Annotated in this window: 21 protein-coding genes; all 21 read left to right on the top strand. The window is 46.4% G+C overall.

The genetic code is table 11. From position 1 onward, the window contains the following. Positions 1–48: 48 nt before the first annotated feature. From fliF to flhF, 21 genes are read left to right on the top strand one after another with little or no spacing between them, the layout of a single operon-like run. On the top strand, positions 49–1,650 hold the full coding sequence (fliF, locus tag M1E06_RS12645; protein ID WP_020451390.1) for a flagellar basal-body MS-ring/collar protein FliF: 1,602 nt from the start codon (positions 49–51) through the stop codon (positions 1,648–1,650). A gap of 13 nt (positions 1,651–1,663) precedes the next feature. Beyond that, positions 1,664–2,680 (top strand): flagellar motor switch protein FliG, encoded by a 1,017-nt coding sequence (gene fliG, locus M1E06_RS12640; protein ID WP_020451391.1) that lies wholly within the window; start codon positions 1,664–1,666, stop codon positions 2,678–2,680. Further along, positions 2,664–3,431 (top strand): flagellar assembly protein FliH, encoded by a 768-nt coding sequence (gene fliH / locus M1E06_RS12635; RefSeq protein ID WP_020451392.1) that lies wholly within the window; start codon positions 2,664–2,666, stop codon positions 3,429–3,431. The genes fliG and fliH overlap by 17 nt, the downstream gene beginning before the upstream one ends. After that, positions 3,431–4,744, top strand: a complete 1,314-nt coding sequence (gene fliI, locus M1E06_RS12630) for a flagellar protein export ATPase FliI (RefSeq protein WP_020451393.1) — start codon at positions 3,431–3,433, stop codon at positions 4,742–4,744. The genes fliH and fliI overlap by 1 nt, the downstream gene beginning before the upstream one ends. 2 nt (positions 4,745–4,746) lie before the next feature. After that, positions 4,747–5,190, top strand: a complete 444-nt coding sequence (gene fliJ / locus M1E06_RS12625) for a flagellar export protein FliJ (RefSeq protein ID WP_020451394.1) — start codon at positions 4,747–4,749, stop codon at positions 5,188–5,190. Between the two features lie 13 nt (positions 5,191–5,203). After that, positions 5,204–5,818, top strand: a complete 615-nt coding sequence (locus M1E06_RS12620) for a MotE family protein (protein ID WP_020451395.1) — start codon at positions 5,204–5,206, stop codon at positions 5,816–5,818. 1 nt (position 5,819) lies between these two features. Beyond that, positions 5,820–7,202 (top strand): flagellar hook-length control protein FliK, encoded by a 1,383-nt coding sequence (locus M1E06_RS12615; RefSeq protein WP_020451396.1) that lies wholly within the window; start codon positions 5,820–5,822, stop codon positions 7,200–7,202. Beyond that, positions 7,202–7,669 (top strand): flagellar hook assembly protein FlgD, encoded by a 468-nt coding sequence (flgD, locus tag M1E06_RS12610; RefSeq protein ID WP_020451397.1) that lies wholly within the window; start codon positions 7,202–7,204, stop codon positions 7,667–7,669. The genes M1E06_RS12615 and flgD overlap by 1 nt, the downstream gene beginning before the upstream one ends. Before the next feature lie 27 nt (positions 7,670–7,696). Then, positions 7,697–8,497 carry a flagellar basal body rod protein FlgG gene (flgG, locus tag M1E06_RS12605; protein WP_020451398.1) on the top strand — a complete coding sequence of 267 codons (801 nt, stop codon included), beginning with the start codon at positions 7,697–7,699 and terminating at the stop codon, positions 8,495–8,497. 42 nt (positions 8,498–8,539) lie between these two features. Beyond that, the gene (locus tag M1E06_RS12600; protein ID WP_003181786.1) at positions 8,540–8,755 is read left to right on the top strand and encodes a flagellar FlbD family protein; all 216 of its coding nucleotides are present in this window, start codon (positions 8,540–8,542) and stop codon (positions 8,753–8,755) included. After that, positions 8,752–9,183: a flagellar basal body-associated protein FliL gene (fliL, locus tag M1E06_RS12595; protein WP_020451399.1), complete on the top strand. Its 432-nt coding sequence runs from the start codon at positions 8,752–8,754 to the stop codon at positions 9,181–9,183. Before M1E06_RS12600 ends, fliL begins: the two co-directional genes overlap by 4 nt. 35 nt (positions 9,184–9,218) lie before the next feature. Further along, positions 9,219–10,217, top strand: a complete 999-nt coding sequence (gene fliM, locus M1E06_RS12590; RefSeq protein WP_020451400.1) for a flagellar motor switch protein FliM — start codon at positions 9,219–9,221, stop codon at positions 10,215–10,217. After that, complete coding sequence (fliY, locus tag M1E06_RS12585; protein WP_020451401.1) at positions 10,207–11,343, top strand: flagellar motor switch phosphatase FliY; 1,137 nt, start codon at positions 10,207–10,209, stop codon at positions 11,341–11,343. The genes fliM and fliY overlap by 11 nt, the downstream gene beginning before the upstream one ends. Positions 11,344–11,369: 26 nt before the next feature. Further along, on the top strand, positions 11,370–11,732 hold the full coding sequence (locus M1E06_RS12580; RefSeq protein ID WP_003181796.1) for a response regulator: 363 nt from the start codon (positions 11,370–11,372) through the stop codon (positions 11,730–11,732). 12 nt (positions 11,733–11,744) lie between these two features. Continuing rightward, positions 11,745–12,419 (top strand): flagella biosynthesis regulatory protein FliZ, encoded by a 675-nt coding sequence (fliZ, locus tag M1E06_RS12575; RefSeq protein ID WP_020451402.1) that lies wholly within the window; start codon positions 11,745–11,747, stop codon positions 12,417–12,419. Continuing rightward, positions 12,412–13,077 (top strand): flagellar type III secretion system pore protein FliP, encoded by a 666-nt coding sequence (gene fliP, locus M1E06_RS12570; RefSeq protein ID WP_020451403.1) that lies wholly within the window; start codon positions 12,412–12,414, stop codon positions 13,075–13,077. The genes fliZ and fliP overlap by 8 nt, the downstream gene beginning before the upstream one ends. A 15-nt stretch (positions 13,078–13,092) precedes the next feature. Continuing rightward, a complete protein-coding gene (gene fliQ / locus M1E06_RS12565) occupies positions 13,093–13,362 on the top strand; it encodes a flagellar biosynthesis protein FliQ (RefSeq protein WP_020451404.1) in 270 nt (89 codons plus the stop codon). A 7-nt stretch (positions 13,363–13,369) separates the two neighbouring features. Beyond that, complete coding sequence (fliR, locus tag M1E06_RS12560) at positions 13,370–14,146, top strand: flagellar biosynthetic protein FliR (protein ID WP_020451405.1); 777 nt, start codon at positions 13,370–13,372, stop codon at positions 14,144–14,146. Next, entirely contained in the window at positions 14,146–15,225 is a 1,080-nt protein-coding gene (flhB, locus tag M1E06_RS12555) for a flagellar biosynthesis protein FlhB (RefSeq protein ID WP_020451406.1), read from the top strand. Before fliR ends, flhB begins: the two co-directional genes overlap by 1 nt. A 33-nt stretch (positions 15,226–15,258) precedes the next feature. Further along, a complete protein-coding gene (gene flhA / locus M1E06_RS12550) occupies positions 15,259–17,295 on the top strand; it encodes a flagellar biosynthesis protein FlhA (protein ID WP_020451407.1) in 2,037 nt (678 codons plus the stop codon). Beyond that, positions 17,292–18,404 (top strand): flagellar biosynthesis protein FlhF, encoded by a 1,113-nt coding sequence (gene flhF / locus M1E06_RS12545; protein WP_020451408.1) that lies wholly within the window; start codon positions 17,292–17,294, stop codon positions 18,402–18,404. Before flhA ends, flhF begins: the two co-directional genes overlap by 4 nt.

The raw sequence follows: 18,404 nt of genomic DNA, 5'->3' as shown, positions 1-18,404 counted from the left end.
AAGGAGTCTGAAAGCGAAGAGAATTAGTGTAACTACCGGGGGAGTAAGATGAATCGTACTTTATTGCAAATCAAAACGAAAATAACAGATTTTTGGAAAAACAGATCAAAGCTGCAGAAGTTTTTGATGATCGGCATCGTCGCTCTGGCAGTGATCCTGTCAATCATCATTGGAATTGTTGCTTCGTCGAATAAAATGGTGCCGCTCTATAAAGACTTGTCAGCTGAAGAAACCGGCCAAATCAAAAAAGTGCTCGATGAAAAAGGTGTTCCATCTGAGGTTGCAGCTGACGGTTCAGTCATTAAAGTTCCGGAAGAAAAAGTCGACGGGCTGAAAGTCGATCTTGCGGCAGAGGGTCTTCCGAAAAGCGGAAGCATCGATTATTCGTTCTTTGGTCAAAATGCCGGTTTCGGTATGACGGACAACGAATTTGACGTATTGAAAGTGAAAGCAACGCAAACCGAGCTTTCCAACCTCATCAAAGGAATAGACGGGATTAAAGATTCAAAGGTCATGATTAACCTGCCGAAGGAATCCGTCTTTGTCGGAGAGGAAAAGCCGGAAGCATCCGCTTCGATTGTTCTTCAGGTGAAGCCCGGCCACACGCTTGATCAAAATGAAATCAACGGCCTTTATCATCTCGTATCGAAAAGCGTGCCGAACCTTGATCCGGAAAACATCGTGATCATGGATCAAAACTCCACGTATTACGATCAAACCGGCAAAGATTCAGGTTCATACGCTGACAGCTACTCTTCACAAAGGCAAGTCAAAGCTCAGATCGAAAAGGACCTGCAGAGACAAATTCAAACCATGCTCGGCACGATGATGGGACAGGATAAAGTAGTTGTATCCGTCACATCCGACATCGACTTCACAAAAGAAAACAGGACGGAAGATCTGGTTGAACCTGTCGACAAAGAAAATATGGAAGGGATCACGGTCAGCGCAGAGCGCGTCAGTGAAACGTATTCCGGACAGGGAGCGCAAGCTGGAGGCGTCAACGGAACAGGTGAAAACGATGTAACAAACTATGCGGAGACAGAAGGCGGAACAGGCAACGGAGACTACGAAAAAAGCGAAGAACGAATCAACAATGAAGTCAACAAAATCCATAAAGAAATCGCCGAAAGTCCGTACAAAATCAGAGATCTGGGCGTCCAGGTCATGGTTGAACCGCCTGATGCGAAGAACCCACAGTCACTGCCTGCTGAAAGAGAAGATGATATTAAAAAAATCCTCTCAACCATTGTGAAAACATCGATCGACAAGAAGTATGAAGAAGAGCCGCTGACAGATGAGGATATTGAAAATAAAATCGTTGTTTCTGTCCAATCGTTCGACGGCAAGCAGACAATCGATGAAGGAACGGAAACAGGCGGTATACCGATGTGGATTTACATCGCAGGCGGAGCAGCGCTTGTTGCTGTAATCGGCCTCATCATCTGGCTTGTCAGAAGACGTAAAAATAGAGATGACGAATACGAGGAAGAATGGTATGAAACGCCTCAGGAACCGATTCGTGTTGCTGATGTGAACAATGAAAAAGAGACGGAAGAAACTGTCAGACGAAAACAGCTTGAAAAAATGGCGAAAGATAAGCCTGAAGAATTCGCCAAATTGTTGCGCAGCTGGCTGACCGAGGATTAGGAGGAGTATTGAAATGGCAAAAATGAAACAAGACAGGCTTACAGGCAAACAAAAAGCGGCCATTCTCATGATATCCTTAGGGCTTGATGTGTCAGCTTCCGTTTACAAGCATTTAACAGATGAAGAAATCGAAAGGCTGACGCTTGAAATATCAAATGTCAGAGCTGTATCACCAGAGAAAAAAGATGAAATTATTCAGGAATTTCATGAAACGGCTATTGCTCAAGAATATATATCACAAGGCGGCATTCACTACGCCAAGCAGGTGCTTGACAAAGCGCTCGGCGAAGACAAAGCCGCCAGCATTATCAACAGGTTGACATCGTCTCTTCAAGTCAGACCGTTCGATTTTGCCAGAAAAGCGGATCCCGAGCAGATTCTGAACTTTATCCAGCATGAACATCCGCAGACGATCGCATTGATTCTGTCTTATCTCGATCCCGTGCAATCCGGTCAGATATTATCAGAACTAAATCAGGATGTGCAGGCAGAGGTTGCAAGACGGATCGCTGTCATGGACAGGACGTCGCCGGAAATCATCAATGAAGTCGAACAGATTCTGGAGCAAAAGCTATCCTCCACATTCACTCAGGACTACACGCAGACCGGCGGCATTGAAGCCGTTGTCGAAGTGTTGAACGGAGTTGACAGAGGTACCGAGAAAACGATCCTTGACTCCCTTGAAATCCAGGATCCTGAGCTTGCCGACGAGATTAAAAAGCGGATGTTCGTCTTTGAAGATATCGTTACGCTTGATAACCGCGCCATTCAAAGGGTTATCCGCGATGTGGAAAACGACGATCTGCTTCTCTCCCTCAAAGTGGCCAGCGAAGAGGTCAAAGACATCGTCTTCAGCAATATGTCGCAGCGTATGGCTGAAACATTTAAAGAAGAAATGGAATTCATGGGCCCTGTGCGTCTGCGTGACGTAGAAGAAGCTCAATCCAGAATCGTAAGCGTCATCCGAAGACTTGAAGAAGCAGGTGAGATCGTAATCGCCAGAGGCGGAGGAGATGATATCATTGTCTAACATTATTAAACAGCGATTATCATCAATACCGCCAAAAGAAAGGCGGACGATTTCATTAAAGGAAGTCAAACTTCCTGAAACAGAAACTGAACTTGATACCGGACAGGATCCGGAATTCCTCCTCGATCATGCCAGACAGGAAGCAGGGAAAATATACGAAAAAGCGAACGCTGAACTCGAACAGGTCAGACGGCAAATCGAAGAGGAAAGGATAAGCTGGGAAACAGAACGCGAAGCGCTGATAGACCAGGCGAAACAAGAAGGCTTTCAAGCGGGGTTTGAACAGGGAAAGGCCGAGGCCCAAAGCACTTATCAATCCTATTTGGATGAAGCCAACGCCATCGTCGGAGCGGCGAGGCGTGACTATGAAGAAAAAATCGAACAATCTTCCGAAGAAATTGTCGAACTTGCCGTGTCGCTGGCTAAAAAAGTTTGGAATCAAAAGGCTGACGACAAAGAAGCTTTTTCAGCCCTCGTCAAACAGGTGCTGTCCGAAATGAAGGAGTTCGATGACATTGCCGTCTATGTGGATCCGGAGTATTACACAGAGGTTCAAAGCCACAAAAACGAACTTGAGCAGCTCCTCCAATATGGCGCCCATCTCGCGATATACGCCGATGAAAAAGCGCCAAAGGGAACGTGCTATGTTGAAACGGCTTTCGGAAGAATTGATGCAGGAATCGACACTCAATTACAGCAGCTGAAACAAAAACTGCTCAGCCTGCTTGAAACGGCAGGTGTTGTCCAGTGATGCTTGAGCAGCTGCTTGAATGTATAGAAACCGCAGACTCCTACAAACGTTACGGAAAAGTCAAACAAGCGGTCGGCCTGATGATTGAATCCAAAGGACCTGAATGCTCAATCGGCGATGTCTGCAAAATCTATACAAAAGGTGACGGGCCAAAGGCCATCAAAGCAGAGGTCGTCGGCTTCAAAGACCAAAATATTCTTCTCATGCCATATTTGGAAGCGGCCAATATTGCACCCGGCAGCATTGTCGAAGCGACGGGAGAATCGCTCAGAGTCAAAGTCGGCTCCGGCTTGATCGGGCAAGTTGTCGATGCATTTGGCAATCCGCTCGACGGCAGCGCGCTTCCGAAAGGTTTGGCTCAAGTTTCGACAGAACAGGCGCCGCCTAATCCGATGAAAAGGCCGCCAATCAGAGAAAAAATGGCGGTCGGCGTCAGATCAATCGACAGTCTGCTGACCGTCGGAAAAGGACAACGTGTCGGGATATTCGCCGGAAGCGGCGTCGGAAAAAGCACGCTCATGGGCATGATTGCAAGAGAGACGGCCGCAGACTTGAATGTCATCGCTCTTGTCGGAGAGCGGGGCCGCGAAGTCAGGGAGTTCATTGAGAAAGATCTTGGCGAAGAAGGGCTGAAGCGCACGATCGTTGTAGTGGCTACTTCTGACCAGCCGGCATTGATGCGGCTGAAAGCGGCATATACAGCAACAGCGATTGCCGAGTACTTCCGCGACAAAGGACAAAACGTGATGTTCATGATGGACTCGGTGACAAGGGTTGCCATGGCTCAGAGGGAAATCGGCCTGGCGACGGGCGAACCGCCGACGACGAAAGGTTATACACCCTCAGTGTTCGCTATTTTACCTAAGCTCTTAGAACGAACAGGAACGACGGAAAACGGGTCAATAACTGCTTTCTATACGGTTCTTGTCGACGGTGATGATATGAATGAACCGATCGCCGATACTGTCAGGGGAATCTTGGACGGTCATATCGTTCTTGACCGGAGCCTTGCGAATAAAGGCCAGTTTCCGGCAGTCAACATTTTAAAAAGCATCAGCAGGGTGATGTCAAACATCGCCGGGAAAGATCATATAAGAGCAGCGAACCGGTTCAGGGAAATGCTGTCAACCTATCAAAACTCAGAGGACCTGATCAACATAGGAGCCTATAAAAAAGGGTCTTCCAGAGAAATTGATGAGGCCATACAATTCCACCCTAAGCTGATCAGCTTCCTCAAGCAGGAAGTGGATGAAGCGGCGTCGCTGGAAGAGAGCATTTCTTTATTAAAGAGTCTTACAGGAAGAGAGGATTAAGAATGGCTTATTCATTTAAATTTCAAAAGCTCCTCGAGCTTAAAGAAAATGAAAAAGACCAATCATTCGCTGAATATCAGCACTCAGTTTCCGAATTCGAAAAGGTCGCGGAAAAGCTGTATGAAAGCATGAACCAAAAAGAAACGCTAGAAAAAAACAAGGAAATCAAGATGCAGACAGGAATGAGCGTTCAGGAAATGCGGCATTATCAGCAATTTGTCACAAATCTTGAAACGACTATCTACCATTATCAAAAGCTCGTCATGATGAAGAGAAATGAAATGAATGAAAAACAGCACGATCTGACGGAAAAAAATATCGAGCTGAAAAAATTTGAAAAAATGAAAGAAAAGCAGTTTGAAATGTATTCGCTGCAAAACAAAGCAAATGAGTTAAAGGAAATGGACGATATCTCCATTGCCCAGTACATAACTCAAGGAAGCTAGGGGTAGAAAAACGATGACCGAAGAAAAAAAAGCCGGTAAATTTCAGACATTTTTGTTTGTCATCGTCATTCCGCTGATCTTTTTAATCGTTGTAGCGTTTGTCGGCATGTGGCTTTTGGGCGTCAATTTCCAGGATGCAGCCTCCAAAATCCCCGTTGTTAAAGAGCTTGTGAAAAACGGCGAGGATCAGGACAAAGATCACGCAGCAAAGCAGCAGGAGAACAAAGCAGAAAAGCTCCAAAAGACGATCGATGAACAAAAAAGCGAAATCGAAACGCTGACGAGTGACTTGAAAACGAGTGATCAAGAGATTAAAAGGCTGAAACAAAAAATCAGCTCGTTCGAAAAAACGGAAAAAGATGAAAAAGAGCAGAAAGAAAAGAACGCCGAAGGTCAAGGAGACGGAAAAAAAGTCGTCAAAATTTATGAAAGCATGCAAAGCAATAAAGCTGCAAAAATTTTAAGCGAATTAAAAGAAGAAGAGGCAATCAACATTTTAGATTCTTTAAGCAAAAAGAAAGTGACTGAGATCCTCTCCAAAATGTCTCCTGATAAAGCGGCTGTATTCACAGAAAAGCTTGTGAAAAACGAAGCGAAAAATGAAAAGAAAAAAGAAGGGGGGGAATAGCTTGAGGCTTTTTGACGCAATCTCTTTTGATGCCAAGCCTGCGGCGGATACCGCAACTGCAAAAACGAGCAGGACGCCTCTGGGCGGACTCTTTCAAAATGTGCTCCAAAAGGAAAACAGCTCACTTTCCCCTTTTCAAAAGGGAGAAGAACCTTCTCAGGACACGTCATTGGAAGGGCTTTTGCATGAACTGAAGCAATGGCTTTTAAATAATGAAGGCGGCTCCTTCAATGAAGACTGGTTGAATTCCCTCCAGCATGTTGAAGAGCTGAATCCATCTCCGGATGAACTCGCATTGGCAGAACAGCTGTTACAGCAAATAAAAGAGCTGCTTGAAAATGCTGCTCTGCCTGGACAATCAGGCAAAACAGCTGATGCTATTGAAGCTTTGCCTGCTGACGAAAGCGGGACAGAAGAGCCGAAACTGCCTGACCTGCAAATTCTTGGTCAGATTCAGCAGCTGCTCGCTGTGATCGTAAATGAAAATCAACCGGCACTCAAAACTTCACAAATCGCAGAAATATTGAAACAAGCGCCGGAATTTCTCGCCGCTCTTCAGACAAAGGCGGGAACAGAAGGGCTGATTGATGAACTTAAACGCCAATTTTTCACAAAAGATCCGGGTGAGTCGCAGCTTTTGTCCATGTCAAACGCCGAGCTGAAAAGCTTGAAAAGTGTAATGGAGCAGATGATGAACGCAAACGCTGAACCGGATCAAAAAGAGTGGAAAATGGCGGAAAGCGAACTAAAGGCAATGCTCATGAGCAAAAAAACCGATGTCTCTCTTTCTGAGAAGCCGTTGTCCTTTGTTTTGAACGGAAGGGAAATTCAAACTGAAGGAAAGCAAGGCCAAAAGGAACAGCCGATTCAATCCTCTGTACTGGCCAATCATCGGACAGGCGCAGTGCTGATCCAGGGTCTCCAAACTTCGGCGGCAGAGGAATCTTCCGCTCAGCCGAAAAGCTTTTCAGAACAAATTCTCAGCTCATGGAAACAGATGAAGTATACACCGTTCGGCAGATCGACAGGCAGTTTCACGATCCGCCTGAATCCTGAAAATCTTGGCTTTATCACGATCAAGCTCGTCAAACAGCACGGGATGTTTTCGAGCAAAATCATCGCATCGACCCAGTCGGCTAAAGAGCTGCTCGAACACAATCTCGCGCATCTTAAACAGGCGCTGCCCAACATGTCTGTACAAATTGACCGCTTCGGTGTACCGCTTCAAAACGGCGATCAGACCTTCGGACAGCTGGCGGACGAACAGAAAAACCAGCAGCAGCCGAAGCAAGATCAGCAAAAAGAGCAGGAAAATGAGGGTTTTCAGGAGTTTTTGGATGATCTTATCGAGACTCGATCACAGGACAGCGAGGAGGAGATCTAATGTCTGACACTTCAATTGATACAAGAACTGTTTTAGGAACAACAAACACGAAATCGACGACACCCGATTTTTTATCCGAGGCAAAAAAAGCCGAGAAAGCAGGGAGCGGCTCCAACCTTGGCAAGGATGAATTTTTGAAACTGCTCATGAAACAACTGCAGTACCAAGACCCCTTAAACCCGATGGAAGACCGTGAATTCATTGCGCAAATGGCGACCTTTTCAAGCCTTGAGCAACTAACGAATCTAAACTCAACGATGTCGACGTTCGTTGGACTTCAGGACCCGATGACGATGTATGTCAGCTGGATCGGAAAAGAAGTCACCTATGAAGGTGAAGACAGCGAAGAAAAAACAGCGCTCGTCAAATCAGTTAAAAGCTCAGACGGACAGTATCTGCTTGTCCTTGACGATGGAACCGAAGTCAATCCGTGGAATGTGACGGCGGTCAGTCATTCTGACAAATAAAAACAGATAATTCAGGGAGGAATAATTATGTTACGTTCACTATACTCAGGAATCAGCGGCATGAAAAACTTTCAGACAAAGCTTGATGTCGTGGCAAACAACATTTCGAATGTCAATACGGCAGGCTATAAGAAAAGCCGGATTACGTTTAAAGATATTGTCAGCCAGCAGCTTTCCGGTGCGACGTCGTCTACTGCAAACCGCGGCTCTGTCAACGGCCAGCAGGTCGGGCTCGGTGCGACGACCGGATCGATCGATATCATTCACACAAACGCAGCGCCTTCAACAACAGGCCGCCAGCTAGACATGACTATTACAGGAGACGGCTATTTCCGTGTCGGATTGGGAGACGGAGATTATGAAGTGTACTTTACAAGATCCGGGAACTTCTACCGCTCTGATGAAGGTGATCTCGTCACTGCTGACGGGCTGTTCGTCTTAACGCCTGATAACGGGAGAATCAATATTCCGCAAGACGCGCAAAGCTTCAGCATCGGACCTGACGGAACGGTGACTTATGTCGACAAAAACAACGAGAGCCAGCCCGCCGGCCAAATCTCGCTTGCGACATTCAACAATACATCCGGTTTAACAAAAACGGGGGACAACCTTTACCGCGAAACATTGAGTTCTGGAGCTCCGCAAGTCGTTGTGCCTGGAGAAGGCGGCTCAGGAAAGATTCAAACGAGTGCGCTTGAAATGTCGAACGTCGACCTTTCAGAAGAGTTTTCCGAAATGATTATCGCGCAGCGCGGTTTCCAGTCCAATGCGAAAATCATTACAACCTCTGATGAAATTCTTCAGGAACTCGTCAATCTGAAGCGATAGGAGGGAAGGAGGCGCCCTCGTAAAGGCGCCTCTTGATAACACATGATCAAAGTTACGCGATTAAACGGACAGCCTTTTATTCTGAACGCGCTATTCATTGAGCAAATTGAATGTTTTCCGGATACGACAATTACGCTGTCAAACGGAAAAAAGTTTGTTGTCAAAGAAGATGAAGATACAGTTGTGGATACAATCGTGTCATTCTATCAAAAAATCCAAATACTTTCTTGTGACCAAAGAATTGAGGAATCTGAATGAATAAAAAACTTCTAGGAATTATGCTGACGATTATTCTGGCAATTGCTGTGTTAGGAACCGCTGCGTTCTTTGTCATTAAGGGAAGCGCAAGTGAAAAAGATCAAACGAAAGAACCTTCGATCGATGAAGTGGTCGAATCATCAGTTGAAGTCGCCGAAATCACGACAAACTTGAAATCGGACAATGTGGTCCGTTTGTCAATCAAGCTTGAAACCGATTCGAAAGAAGCGAAAGAAGAGCTTGAAAAGCGGGATTTCCAAATTAAAGATTCAGTCATCTCCCTTTTGGCAAACACGAACGCAGATGATCTTGAAGGACAAAAAGGAAAAGAAAAATTTAAAGAGCAGCTGAAAGAAAAGCTGAACACGAACTACATGAAAGAGGGAAAAGTGAAAACTGTATACATTACCTCCTTTAATCTGCAGTAGGAACATAGATGACAGAACCATGGAGGTGAAAACAGATGGCAGGAGAAGTACTCTCCCAAAATGAAATCGATGCACTGCTTTCAGCGATATCGACCGGTGAAATGGACGCCGACGAGCTGAAAAAAGAAGAGTCCGTTAAAAAAGTAAAAGTCTATGATTTTAAACGGGCGCTCCGCTTTTCAAAGGATCAGATCCGCAGCTTGACAAGGATTCATGATAACTTTGCAAGGCTGCTAACGACTTATTTCTCGGCTCAGCTGAGAACCTATATCCAGATCTCGGTCAGCTCGGTTGATCAGGTTCCTTATGAGGAATTCATCAGATCCATTCCGAATATGACGATCCTCAATCTGTTTGAGGTTCGCCCTCTTGAAGGAAGAATCATGATGGAGATCAACCCGACCATCGCCTATACGATGATGGACCGGGTGATGGGCGGGATCGGTTCGAGCCACAACAAAATTGACAGCATGACGGAAATTGAGACGAAAATCATGTCCAATTTATTTGAAAGCTGCCTCTCGAATTATAAAGATGCGTGGGAATCCATCACGGAAATCGAGCCGGAAATGTCCGATTTTGAAGTGAATCCGCAGTTTGTGCAAATGGTATCGCCGAATGAGACGGTCGTTGTCATTTCGCTGAACACGCAAATAGGAGACATCAGCGGGGTTATCAACCTGTGCATCCCGCACGTCGTCCTGGAACCGATCATTCCTAAGCTTTCCGTTCACTACTGGATGCAATCAGACAGAATTGAACCAAAACCGGAGGAAACAAAGTCGATAGAAAAGCGGATTATGACGGCGCGAATTCCAATTGTCGCAGAACTCGGATCATCGGAATTAACCATTGAAGAGTTTTTAAATTTAGAAATTGGAGATTGTATCACTTTGGACAAATCAGTAGCAGAACCTCTTACTGTTTTGGTCGGAGATAAACCGAAATTTCTAGCACAAGCCGGCCGAATGAATCGAAAGACTGCGATTCAAATTCTAGATCACGACATAAGAGGTGAAGAATATGGAGAATAACAATAGGTTATCACAGGATGAAATTGATGCGCTGCTTAAAGGCGGCGATGATACGGCTCAAGAGCAGCCGGAATCAGGGTTGTCCCTGATGGAACAGGATACGATCGGGGAAATCGGAAACATTTCCTTTGGGAGCTCTGCAACAGCTTTGTCCACTTTATTGAATCAAAAAGTCGAAATTACAACACCGACTGTTTCGGTGATTGAAAAAAGCCATTTAAATGATGAGTTCCCGCACCCGTATGTTTCAATCGGTGTGAGCTATACGGAAGGTTTTTCAGGAAACAATCTTCTCGTCATCAAGCAGGAAGATGCCGCGATCATCGCTGATTTGATGATGGGTGGAGACGGGACGAACGCAGATCCGTCGCTTGGCGAAATTCATCTAAGCGCCGTTCAGGAAGCGATGAACCAAATGATGGGTTCCGCAGCGACGTCGATGTCCACCGTCTTCAGCAAGAAGATTGATATTTCTCCGCCGGAAGTTGACCTCCTTGATGTGAATGAAGGGGAAGGAACAGAGCAAATTCCGAAAGAGGACCCGCTCGTCAAAGTATCTTTCAGACTGAAAGTCGGAGAACTGATCGATTCGCATATTATGCAGCTTTATCCGCTGACCTTTGCAAAAGACCTGATCGATGAATTAACGAATCAGGACGGCGGAGAAGAGCCTGTGCAGACTGAAGAGGTAAAGCAGCCGCCCGTACAGGAAAACCCGGCGCCTAGTCCGAGTCCGGCACCTGCTCAGACACAAAGACAGGAGCCTGCGCCTAAACGGCAAGGGACGGCAAAAGTTTCAGAGCCTGTGCAGGTGGCACCGGCAGAGTTTCAATCCTTTGCCCCTCAGACTGACGCGCAGCCGCACCTTCAAAACCTTGACATGCTCATGGATATTCCTTTGTCCGTCACAGTCGAGCTGGGGAGGACAAACCGCAGCGTCAAAGAGGTGCTTGAACTGTCAACCGGCAGTATCATTGAGCTTGACAAACTCGCAGGCGAGCCTGTCGACATCCTGGTCAACCAGCGCGTCGTTGCCAAAGGCGAAGTCGTCGTCATCGATGAAAACTTTGGCGTCAGGGTGACAGACATTTTAAGTCAGGCGGAACGAATCAGCAAATTACGATAATAACAGATTGATTGGAGAGATTAATAATGGCTTACAAGATTTTAGTAGTTGATGATGCAGCATTTATGAGAATGATGATTAAAGACATTTTAGTGAAAAACGGCTTTGAAGTCGTCGCAGAAGCGCAAGACGGAGCGCAGGCTGTTGAAAAATATAAAGAGCATTCACCTGATCTTGTCACAATGGATATCACGATGCCGGAAAAAGACGGAATCACGGCTCTTAAAGAAATCAAGGAAATCGATCCGCAGGCAAAAATCATCATGTGTTCGGCAATGGGCCAGCAATCGATGGTTATCGACGCTATTCAGGCGGGAGCGAAAGACTTTATCGTCAAACCGTTCCAGGCTGACCGCGTCATGGAAGCGATCAATAAAACGCTAAGCTAAAGGGTGTACAACTTGTTTAAGAAACCTCTTATTTTCATAGCCGGCCTTTGTCTATTTGCCTTTCTCGTGCTGCCGTACGCTCCGGCTCTCGCAGAGGAATCGGGGGATCAGACCGTTGACCATCTGTTTGAGCAAAAAGGTGCGGGCAAAGAGAAAGAAAAAGCAAAAGACAAAGACAAAACCGAGGAAAAAAGTTCTCTTAAGGAAGAGGCGGAGGCCGAACCCCCGTCTCCTTCCGTTTCCATATTTGATTTTGTGAAAATGATCGGCGCGTTACTGTTCGTCATTTTTCTGATCTACGCTTTGGTCAAATTCATGAATAAACGCAACCGCCTGTTAAAACCCTTCCAGTATGTCGAAAACATCGGCGGAACTTCGCTCGGGCAAAACAAGTCCGTACAGCTGATTAAAGTAGGGAACAGGGTGCTGGTCGTCGGTGTCGGCGATAATATCCAGCTGCTGAAAGAGATCGATGATGAAAGGGAATATAAAGAAATTCTCACGCAGCATGAAGCTGCGATGAACAGCAAGATTGAATGGCAGAAATGGATGGATCAAGTCAAAGTTCCAGGCGTGCAAAAGCAAAGCGGCACGGCATCTTTTTCCGAGTCGTTAAAAGCACAGCTCGCGGAACTGAAACAAAATCGCGCAGAAGGCAGAAAGAAAGGCCAAAATCAACATGAATGAGTTTATGGATTTATTTAATTCAAGCGATGCGGCAAACGTCAGCGCCAGCGTCCGGCTCTTGCTGCTTTTGACAGTATTTTCGATCGCTCCGGGGATCTTGATCCTGATGACGTGTTTCACAAGGGTTGTCATCGTATTGTCCTTTGTCCGGACATCGCTGGCAACACAGTCAATGCCCCCAAACCAGGTGCTGATCGGACTTGCACTGTTTCTGACATTTTTCATTATGGGGCCGACTTTTTCCGAGATTAATAAAGAAGCGCTGACGCCATTAATGAACAATAAAATCACCTTGGATGAAGCTTACACAAAAGCGGAAACCCCGATCAAAACCTTTATGAGCAAGCATACAAGACAGAAGGATCTGGCTTTATTTATGAATTACGCAAAGATGGAGACGCCTGAATCCATTAAAGATATTCCGCTTTCAACGATGGTTCCCGCGTTTGTCATCTCGGAATTGAAAACCGCGTTTCAAATGGGATTTATGATATTTATACCGTTTCTGATTATCGATATGGTTGTGGCAAGTGTTTTGATGTCGATGGGGATGATGATGCTTCCGCCGGTCATGATTTCACTGCCGTTTAAGATTTTGCTGTTTGTGCTTGTAGATGGCTGGTATTTAATCGTTAAATCTTTGCTGCAAAGCTTTTAGAGTAGGTGCTAATACATGAATTCAGAATTTGTTATATCGATGGCTGAAAGGGCTGTATACGTTACATTGCTTATCAGCGGGCCGCTTTTGGCGCTCGCTCTTCTCGTCGGGCTGATCGTCAGCGTTTTTCAGGCAACCACCCAAATACAGGAACAGACTCTTGCATTCATTCCGAAAATCGTCGCCGTTTTGGTCGGGCTCGTCATTTTCGGCCCGTGGATGCTGTCGACGATTTTATCATTCGCGACTGAGCTGTTCTCTAATTTAAACCGTTTTGCAGGGTAGTTTTAACATGTCAATAATTGAATCATTTCCAGCCTTTTTACTTGTATTTGTCAGAATCACAGCATTCTATGTAACGGTGCCTCTATTTTCTTATCGGTCAATTCCTGCCGTTCATAAAATAGGTTTTGCATTTTTTCTTGCGCTCGTCAGTTTTCAGGCGATTGAAAAGCCTCCTCAGCTTGATGTTGACGGAGTTTACATGATGTTGGCCATGAAGGAAGCGCTGATCGGGCTTCTGCTTGGGCTGATCGCCTACATGATGATCTCGGCCGTTCAAATCGCCGGATCATTCATCGATTTTCAAATGGGATTTGCGGTGGCGAATGTGATCGATCCCCAGACAGGAGCGCAAAGCCCGCTTGTCGGCCAGTTTTTATATACGTTGGCGCTGCTCCTCATGCTGAGCCTGAATGCGCATCATCTCCTGCTTGACGGGATTTATTACAGCTATCAATACATCCCGGTCGATAAGATGGCGCTGTCGTTTGGAAGCGAAGGATTTGCCGAGTTTATTGCAAAGAGCTTCAACACGATGTTTATAACAGCATTTCAATTGTCTGCGCCTGTTGTGGCTTGTTTGTTTTTAGTCGATCTGGCATTGGGGATTGTGGCGAGAACGGTGCCGCAGCTCAACGTGTTTGTCGTCGGGCTTCCTTTGAAAATCGCAATCACCTTTATCATGCTCATCATCTGCATGGCCGTTATGTTCAGCATGATGCAGCACGTCTTCGAATTTGCCATTCGGACAATGAGAGATCTATTAACTTTGCTTGGGGTGGCATGATGAAGCTGACGTTGGATTTGCAATTTTTCGCAGGTGAAAAAACGGAAAAAGCGACGCCGAAAAAACGGCGGGAAAGCAGAAAAAAAGGACAGGTTGCCAAAAGCGCAGATGTCAATACAGCGGTTACGCTTCTTATCGTGTTTTTAGCGTTTTTATTCGTCGGACCTTTTATGAGAGACCGCCTGCTCGCACTGATCGAAAAGTATTACAAAGAGTTGATCACGATGAAGGTGTCAGTCGCCAATATTCCCGGCCTGTTTCAAAGTCTTGTGCTTGAATCGGGCTTCATTATGGCACCGCTTTTGCTGACAGCCGTCGTCTCCGGGGTCTTGAGCAACTATATGCAAGTCGGGTTTTTATTTTCCCCTGAAGCGATCAAGCCTGATTTGAAAAAGCTTGACCCGCTTAAAGGATTCAAGCGGATTTACAGCATCAGAGCGATCGTTGAACTGCTTAAATCGATTTTAAAAATCGTGATTGTCGGCGGCGTGACATTCGCCGTTCTATGGCTGAACTTTGACAAAATTCTCAGAATCCCGGCGCTGTCCGCGGGCGAGGCTTTGTCATATGTCGGCTGGCTCACCTTTTTAATGGGGGTTTCCGCTGCAGTCGCCCTGATTTTTCTCGCGGTGCTCGATTACCTCTATCAAAAATTTGATTATGAAAAAAATATTCGCATGTCAAAACAGGACATTAAAGACGAATACAAAAAAACCGAAGGCGATCCTCTGATTAAGTCGAAGATCAAGCAGAAGCAAAAGGAAATGGCGATGCGCCGCATGATGCAGGATGTGCCAAAAGCGGATGTCATCATAACAAACCCGACCCATTACGCCGTCGCGCTGAAATATGACGAAAACAAAATGGATGCGCCGTTTATCATCGCAAAAGGGGTCGATCTGATGGCTCTGAAAATCAGGCAGATCGCCAAAGAACACGATGTCATGACAGTCGAGAACAGACCTTTGGCGAGGGCGCTTTATGACCAGGTTGAGATCGATCAGGCCGTTCCGGAAGAATTCTTTAAGGCCGTAGCCGAAATCCTGGCGTATGTTTACAAAACAAAGCAAAAAATCTAGTGAATTTTTCAGTTTTAAAAGGAGAGAAACAGCATGTCAGCAAGAGATTTATCAGTTTTATCAGGCGTTGTCCTCATTGTGGCAATGCTTATCATACCCTTTCCACCATGGTTGTTGAGCGTTTTAATTATCGTGAATATTTCTCTTGCGTTAATCGTGCTTCTCACCACAATGAACATGCAAGAACCGCTGCAATTTTCGATATTTCCTTCTTTGCTGCTCCTCTTGACGCTGTTCCGCCTCGGGCTGAATGTATCGACGACACGTTCGATTCTGTCCAACGGAGATGCGGGAAAAGTAGTCGAGACGTTCGGGTCTTTCGTTGTCGGCGGAAACGTTTTGGTCGGTCTCGTTGTCTTTATCATTTTGATCATTATCCAATTTATCGTCATCACGAAAGGGGCGGAACGGGTTTCTGAAGTTGCTGCCAGATTCACGCTCGACGCCATGCCGGGGAAACAGATGAGCATTGATGCCGATTTGAACGCCGGAATGGTGACCGAACAGGAAGCGAAAGTGCGCCGTGAGAAAGTGGCCCGTGAAGCCGACTTCTACGGCGCGATGGACGGTGCGAGCAAATTCGTGAAAGGGGATGCGATCGCAGGGATCATCATCGTCCTCATTAACGTCCTTTTCGGAATTGTCATCGGCATGCTGCAAAAACAAATGAGCATTCAGGAAGCCGCTTCACACTTTACGCTCTTGTCTGTAGGCGACGGGATCGTATCTCAGCTGCCTGCGCTCTTGATCTCAACGGCGACGGGTATCGTCGTCACAAGAGCAGCGTCGGACGGGAACCTCGGACACGATATTACAGGCCAGCTGTTTGCTTATCCAAAGCTTTTGTATGTGACGGCGGGAACGATTTTGCTGCTCGGGATTTTCACACCGATCGGCATTCTCCTGACAGGTCCTCTGGCTCTTCTTCTCGCCATCGGCGGCTATACGCTCTCCAAAGCCGGTGAAGAGAAGGAAAAAGTGGAGGATATCCTTGAGGAAGAAGCTGAAGTGGACGAATTAAAAAGTCCCGAAAGCGTCGTTCATCTGCTCGATATTGATCCGATCGAATTTGAATTCGGCTACGGATTGATTCCGCTTGCAGATGCAAATCAAGGCGGCGACCTTTTAGACAGAATCGTCATGATCAGGCGTCAGCTTGCGCTTGAACTCGGTCTCGTCATTCCGGTCGTCAGAATCAGGGATAACATCGCTCTTCAGCCGAACGAGTACAGGCTCAAAATTAAAGGAAACGAAGTCGCAAAAGGCGAGCTTCTCCTCGATCACTTTTTGGCGATGTCTCCGACAGGCGAAGACGATCAGATCGAAGGAATTGACACGATCGAACCGTCCTTCGGCCTCCCGGCAAAATGGATACCGGAATCTCAGAAAGATCAGGCCGAAATGCTCGGATATACGGTTGTCGATCCGGCTTCAGTCGTGTCGACCCACATTACAGAGCAGGTGAAAAAGCACGCCCATGAGCTGATCGGAAGACAGGAAACAAAACAGCTGATCGACCACTTGAAAGAATCTTATCCTGTACTGGTCGAAGAGGTCTCGCCGAATCCGCTGTCTGTCGGTGATATTCAGAAAGTGCTGGCCAAACTTCTGAAAGAAAAAGTATCGATCAGGAACTTGGTGACAATCTTTGAAACACTGGCCGACTACGGAAAGCTGACGACGGATTCAGATATGCTGACCGAGTATGTAAGACAGGCGCTTGCCAAGCAGATCACCGCCCAATATGCGAAGGAAAATGAGACGCTGAAAGTGGTGACGTGTTCGGGCCGTGTCGAAAAGGCCGTGGCGGAAGGAATTCAGCAGACTGAACACGGCAACTTTTTATCTCTTGAACCTGCATTATCCGAAAATATCATTCAATCTGTAGCAAGAGAAATCGAACAGCTCTCATTAAGGCAGGAAGTGCCGATCCTTCTATGTTCACCGCCTGTCAGAATGTATGTCAAACAGCTGTTAGAGCGCTATTTCCCTGATCTGCCGGTTCTTTCTTATAACGAACTGGAAGCCAATGTAGAAGTTCAAAGCATCGGAGTGGTGGATATTCAATGAAAATTAAAAAATTTGTAGCTGGTTCTATGCAGGAAGCCACAAAGCAAATTATACAAGAGCTCGGGAATGACGCCGTAATCTTGAATTCTAAAAAAATTCATACGAGAAAATTTCTCGGCTTTGTGAAAAAAGCCGGGGTTGAAGTGATTGCGGTTGTCGACCAGGACTTTTCCGACGCGAGGAAACCGGAGCGGCAAAAGCCAGTTTTACGTGAACAAAGCCCTTCGCCTGTCCCGCAGCCGGACCACCTCGATTTGGCAAGCCAAGTGAAAGAGCTGAAAGAACTGCTGGAAATGCGGCATCATGAGCAGCCTGTTGATGTGCTGCCTGAGCCGCTGAAAAAGGCGGACCAGCTTCTGGCAAAGCAAGGGGTATCGCCGGCCATCCGTACGAAAGCGCTCGGCCGGTTGATCAGCACTTCTTTAAAAAACGGCGAAGAATGGACGGATGAAAAGGCGCTGGCCCACTTAACAGATGCTTTGGCCGATCTTCTTCCCGATAATCGGGAACAGGACGTGGCGATTCATTCCCAATATGTCGTGCTCTTCGGATCGACCGGAGTCGGCAAAACGACGACATTGGCAAAGCTTGCCGCTTCTTCCGTGCTGGAAAAGCAGAAAAAAATCGCTTTTATCACGACGGATACGTACCGGATTGCAGCGGTTGAACAGCTCAGGACATATGCCGAGCTTCTGAATGCGCCGCTCGAGGTGTGCTATACGAAAGAAGAATTTAAAGCGGCCCAGCAAAAGTTCGCCGATTTTGACCACGTCTTCATCGATACGGCGGGCCGGAATTTCAAAGACGGGCAATATGTCAGGGAGCTGAAGGAAATCATTCCGTTTGAGCGTAAGATACAGGCGTTTCTCGTCATGTCCGCGACGAGCAAGTACGAGGATATGAAGGAGCTCATTAAGCAGTTCTCAAGCATTCCGATCGATCAGTTGATATTCACAAAAGTGGATGAAACCGATTCATTGGGAAGCGTCATGAATCTGCTCGCCGAATCGAGAATCGGCCTCGGCTATATGACAAACGGACAAAATGTTCCGGAAGATATCCGCTACTTGTCAAATGCATCATTTGTCAGACTGCTTACGGGGTGTTGA

This window comes from Bacillus sp. AK124, assembly GCF_053903085.1.
This window is presented reverse-complemented; position numbering and strand designations above follow the sequence as displayed.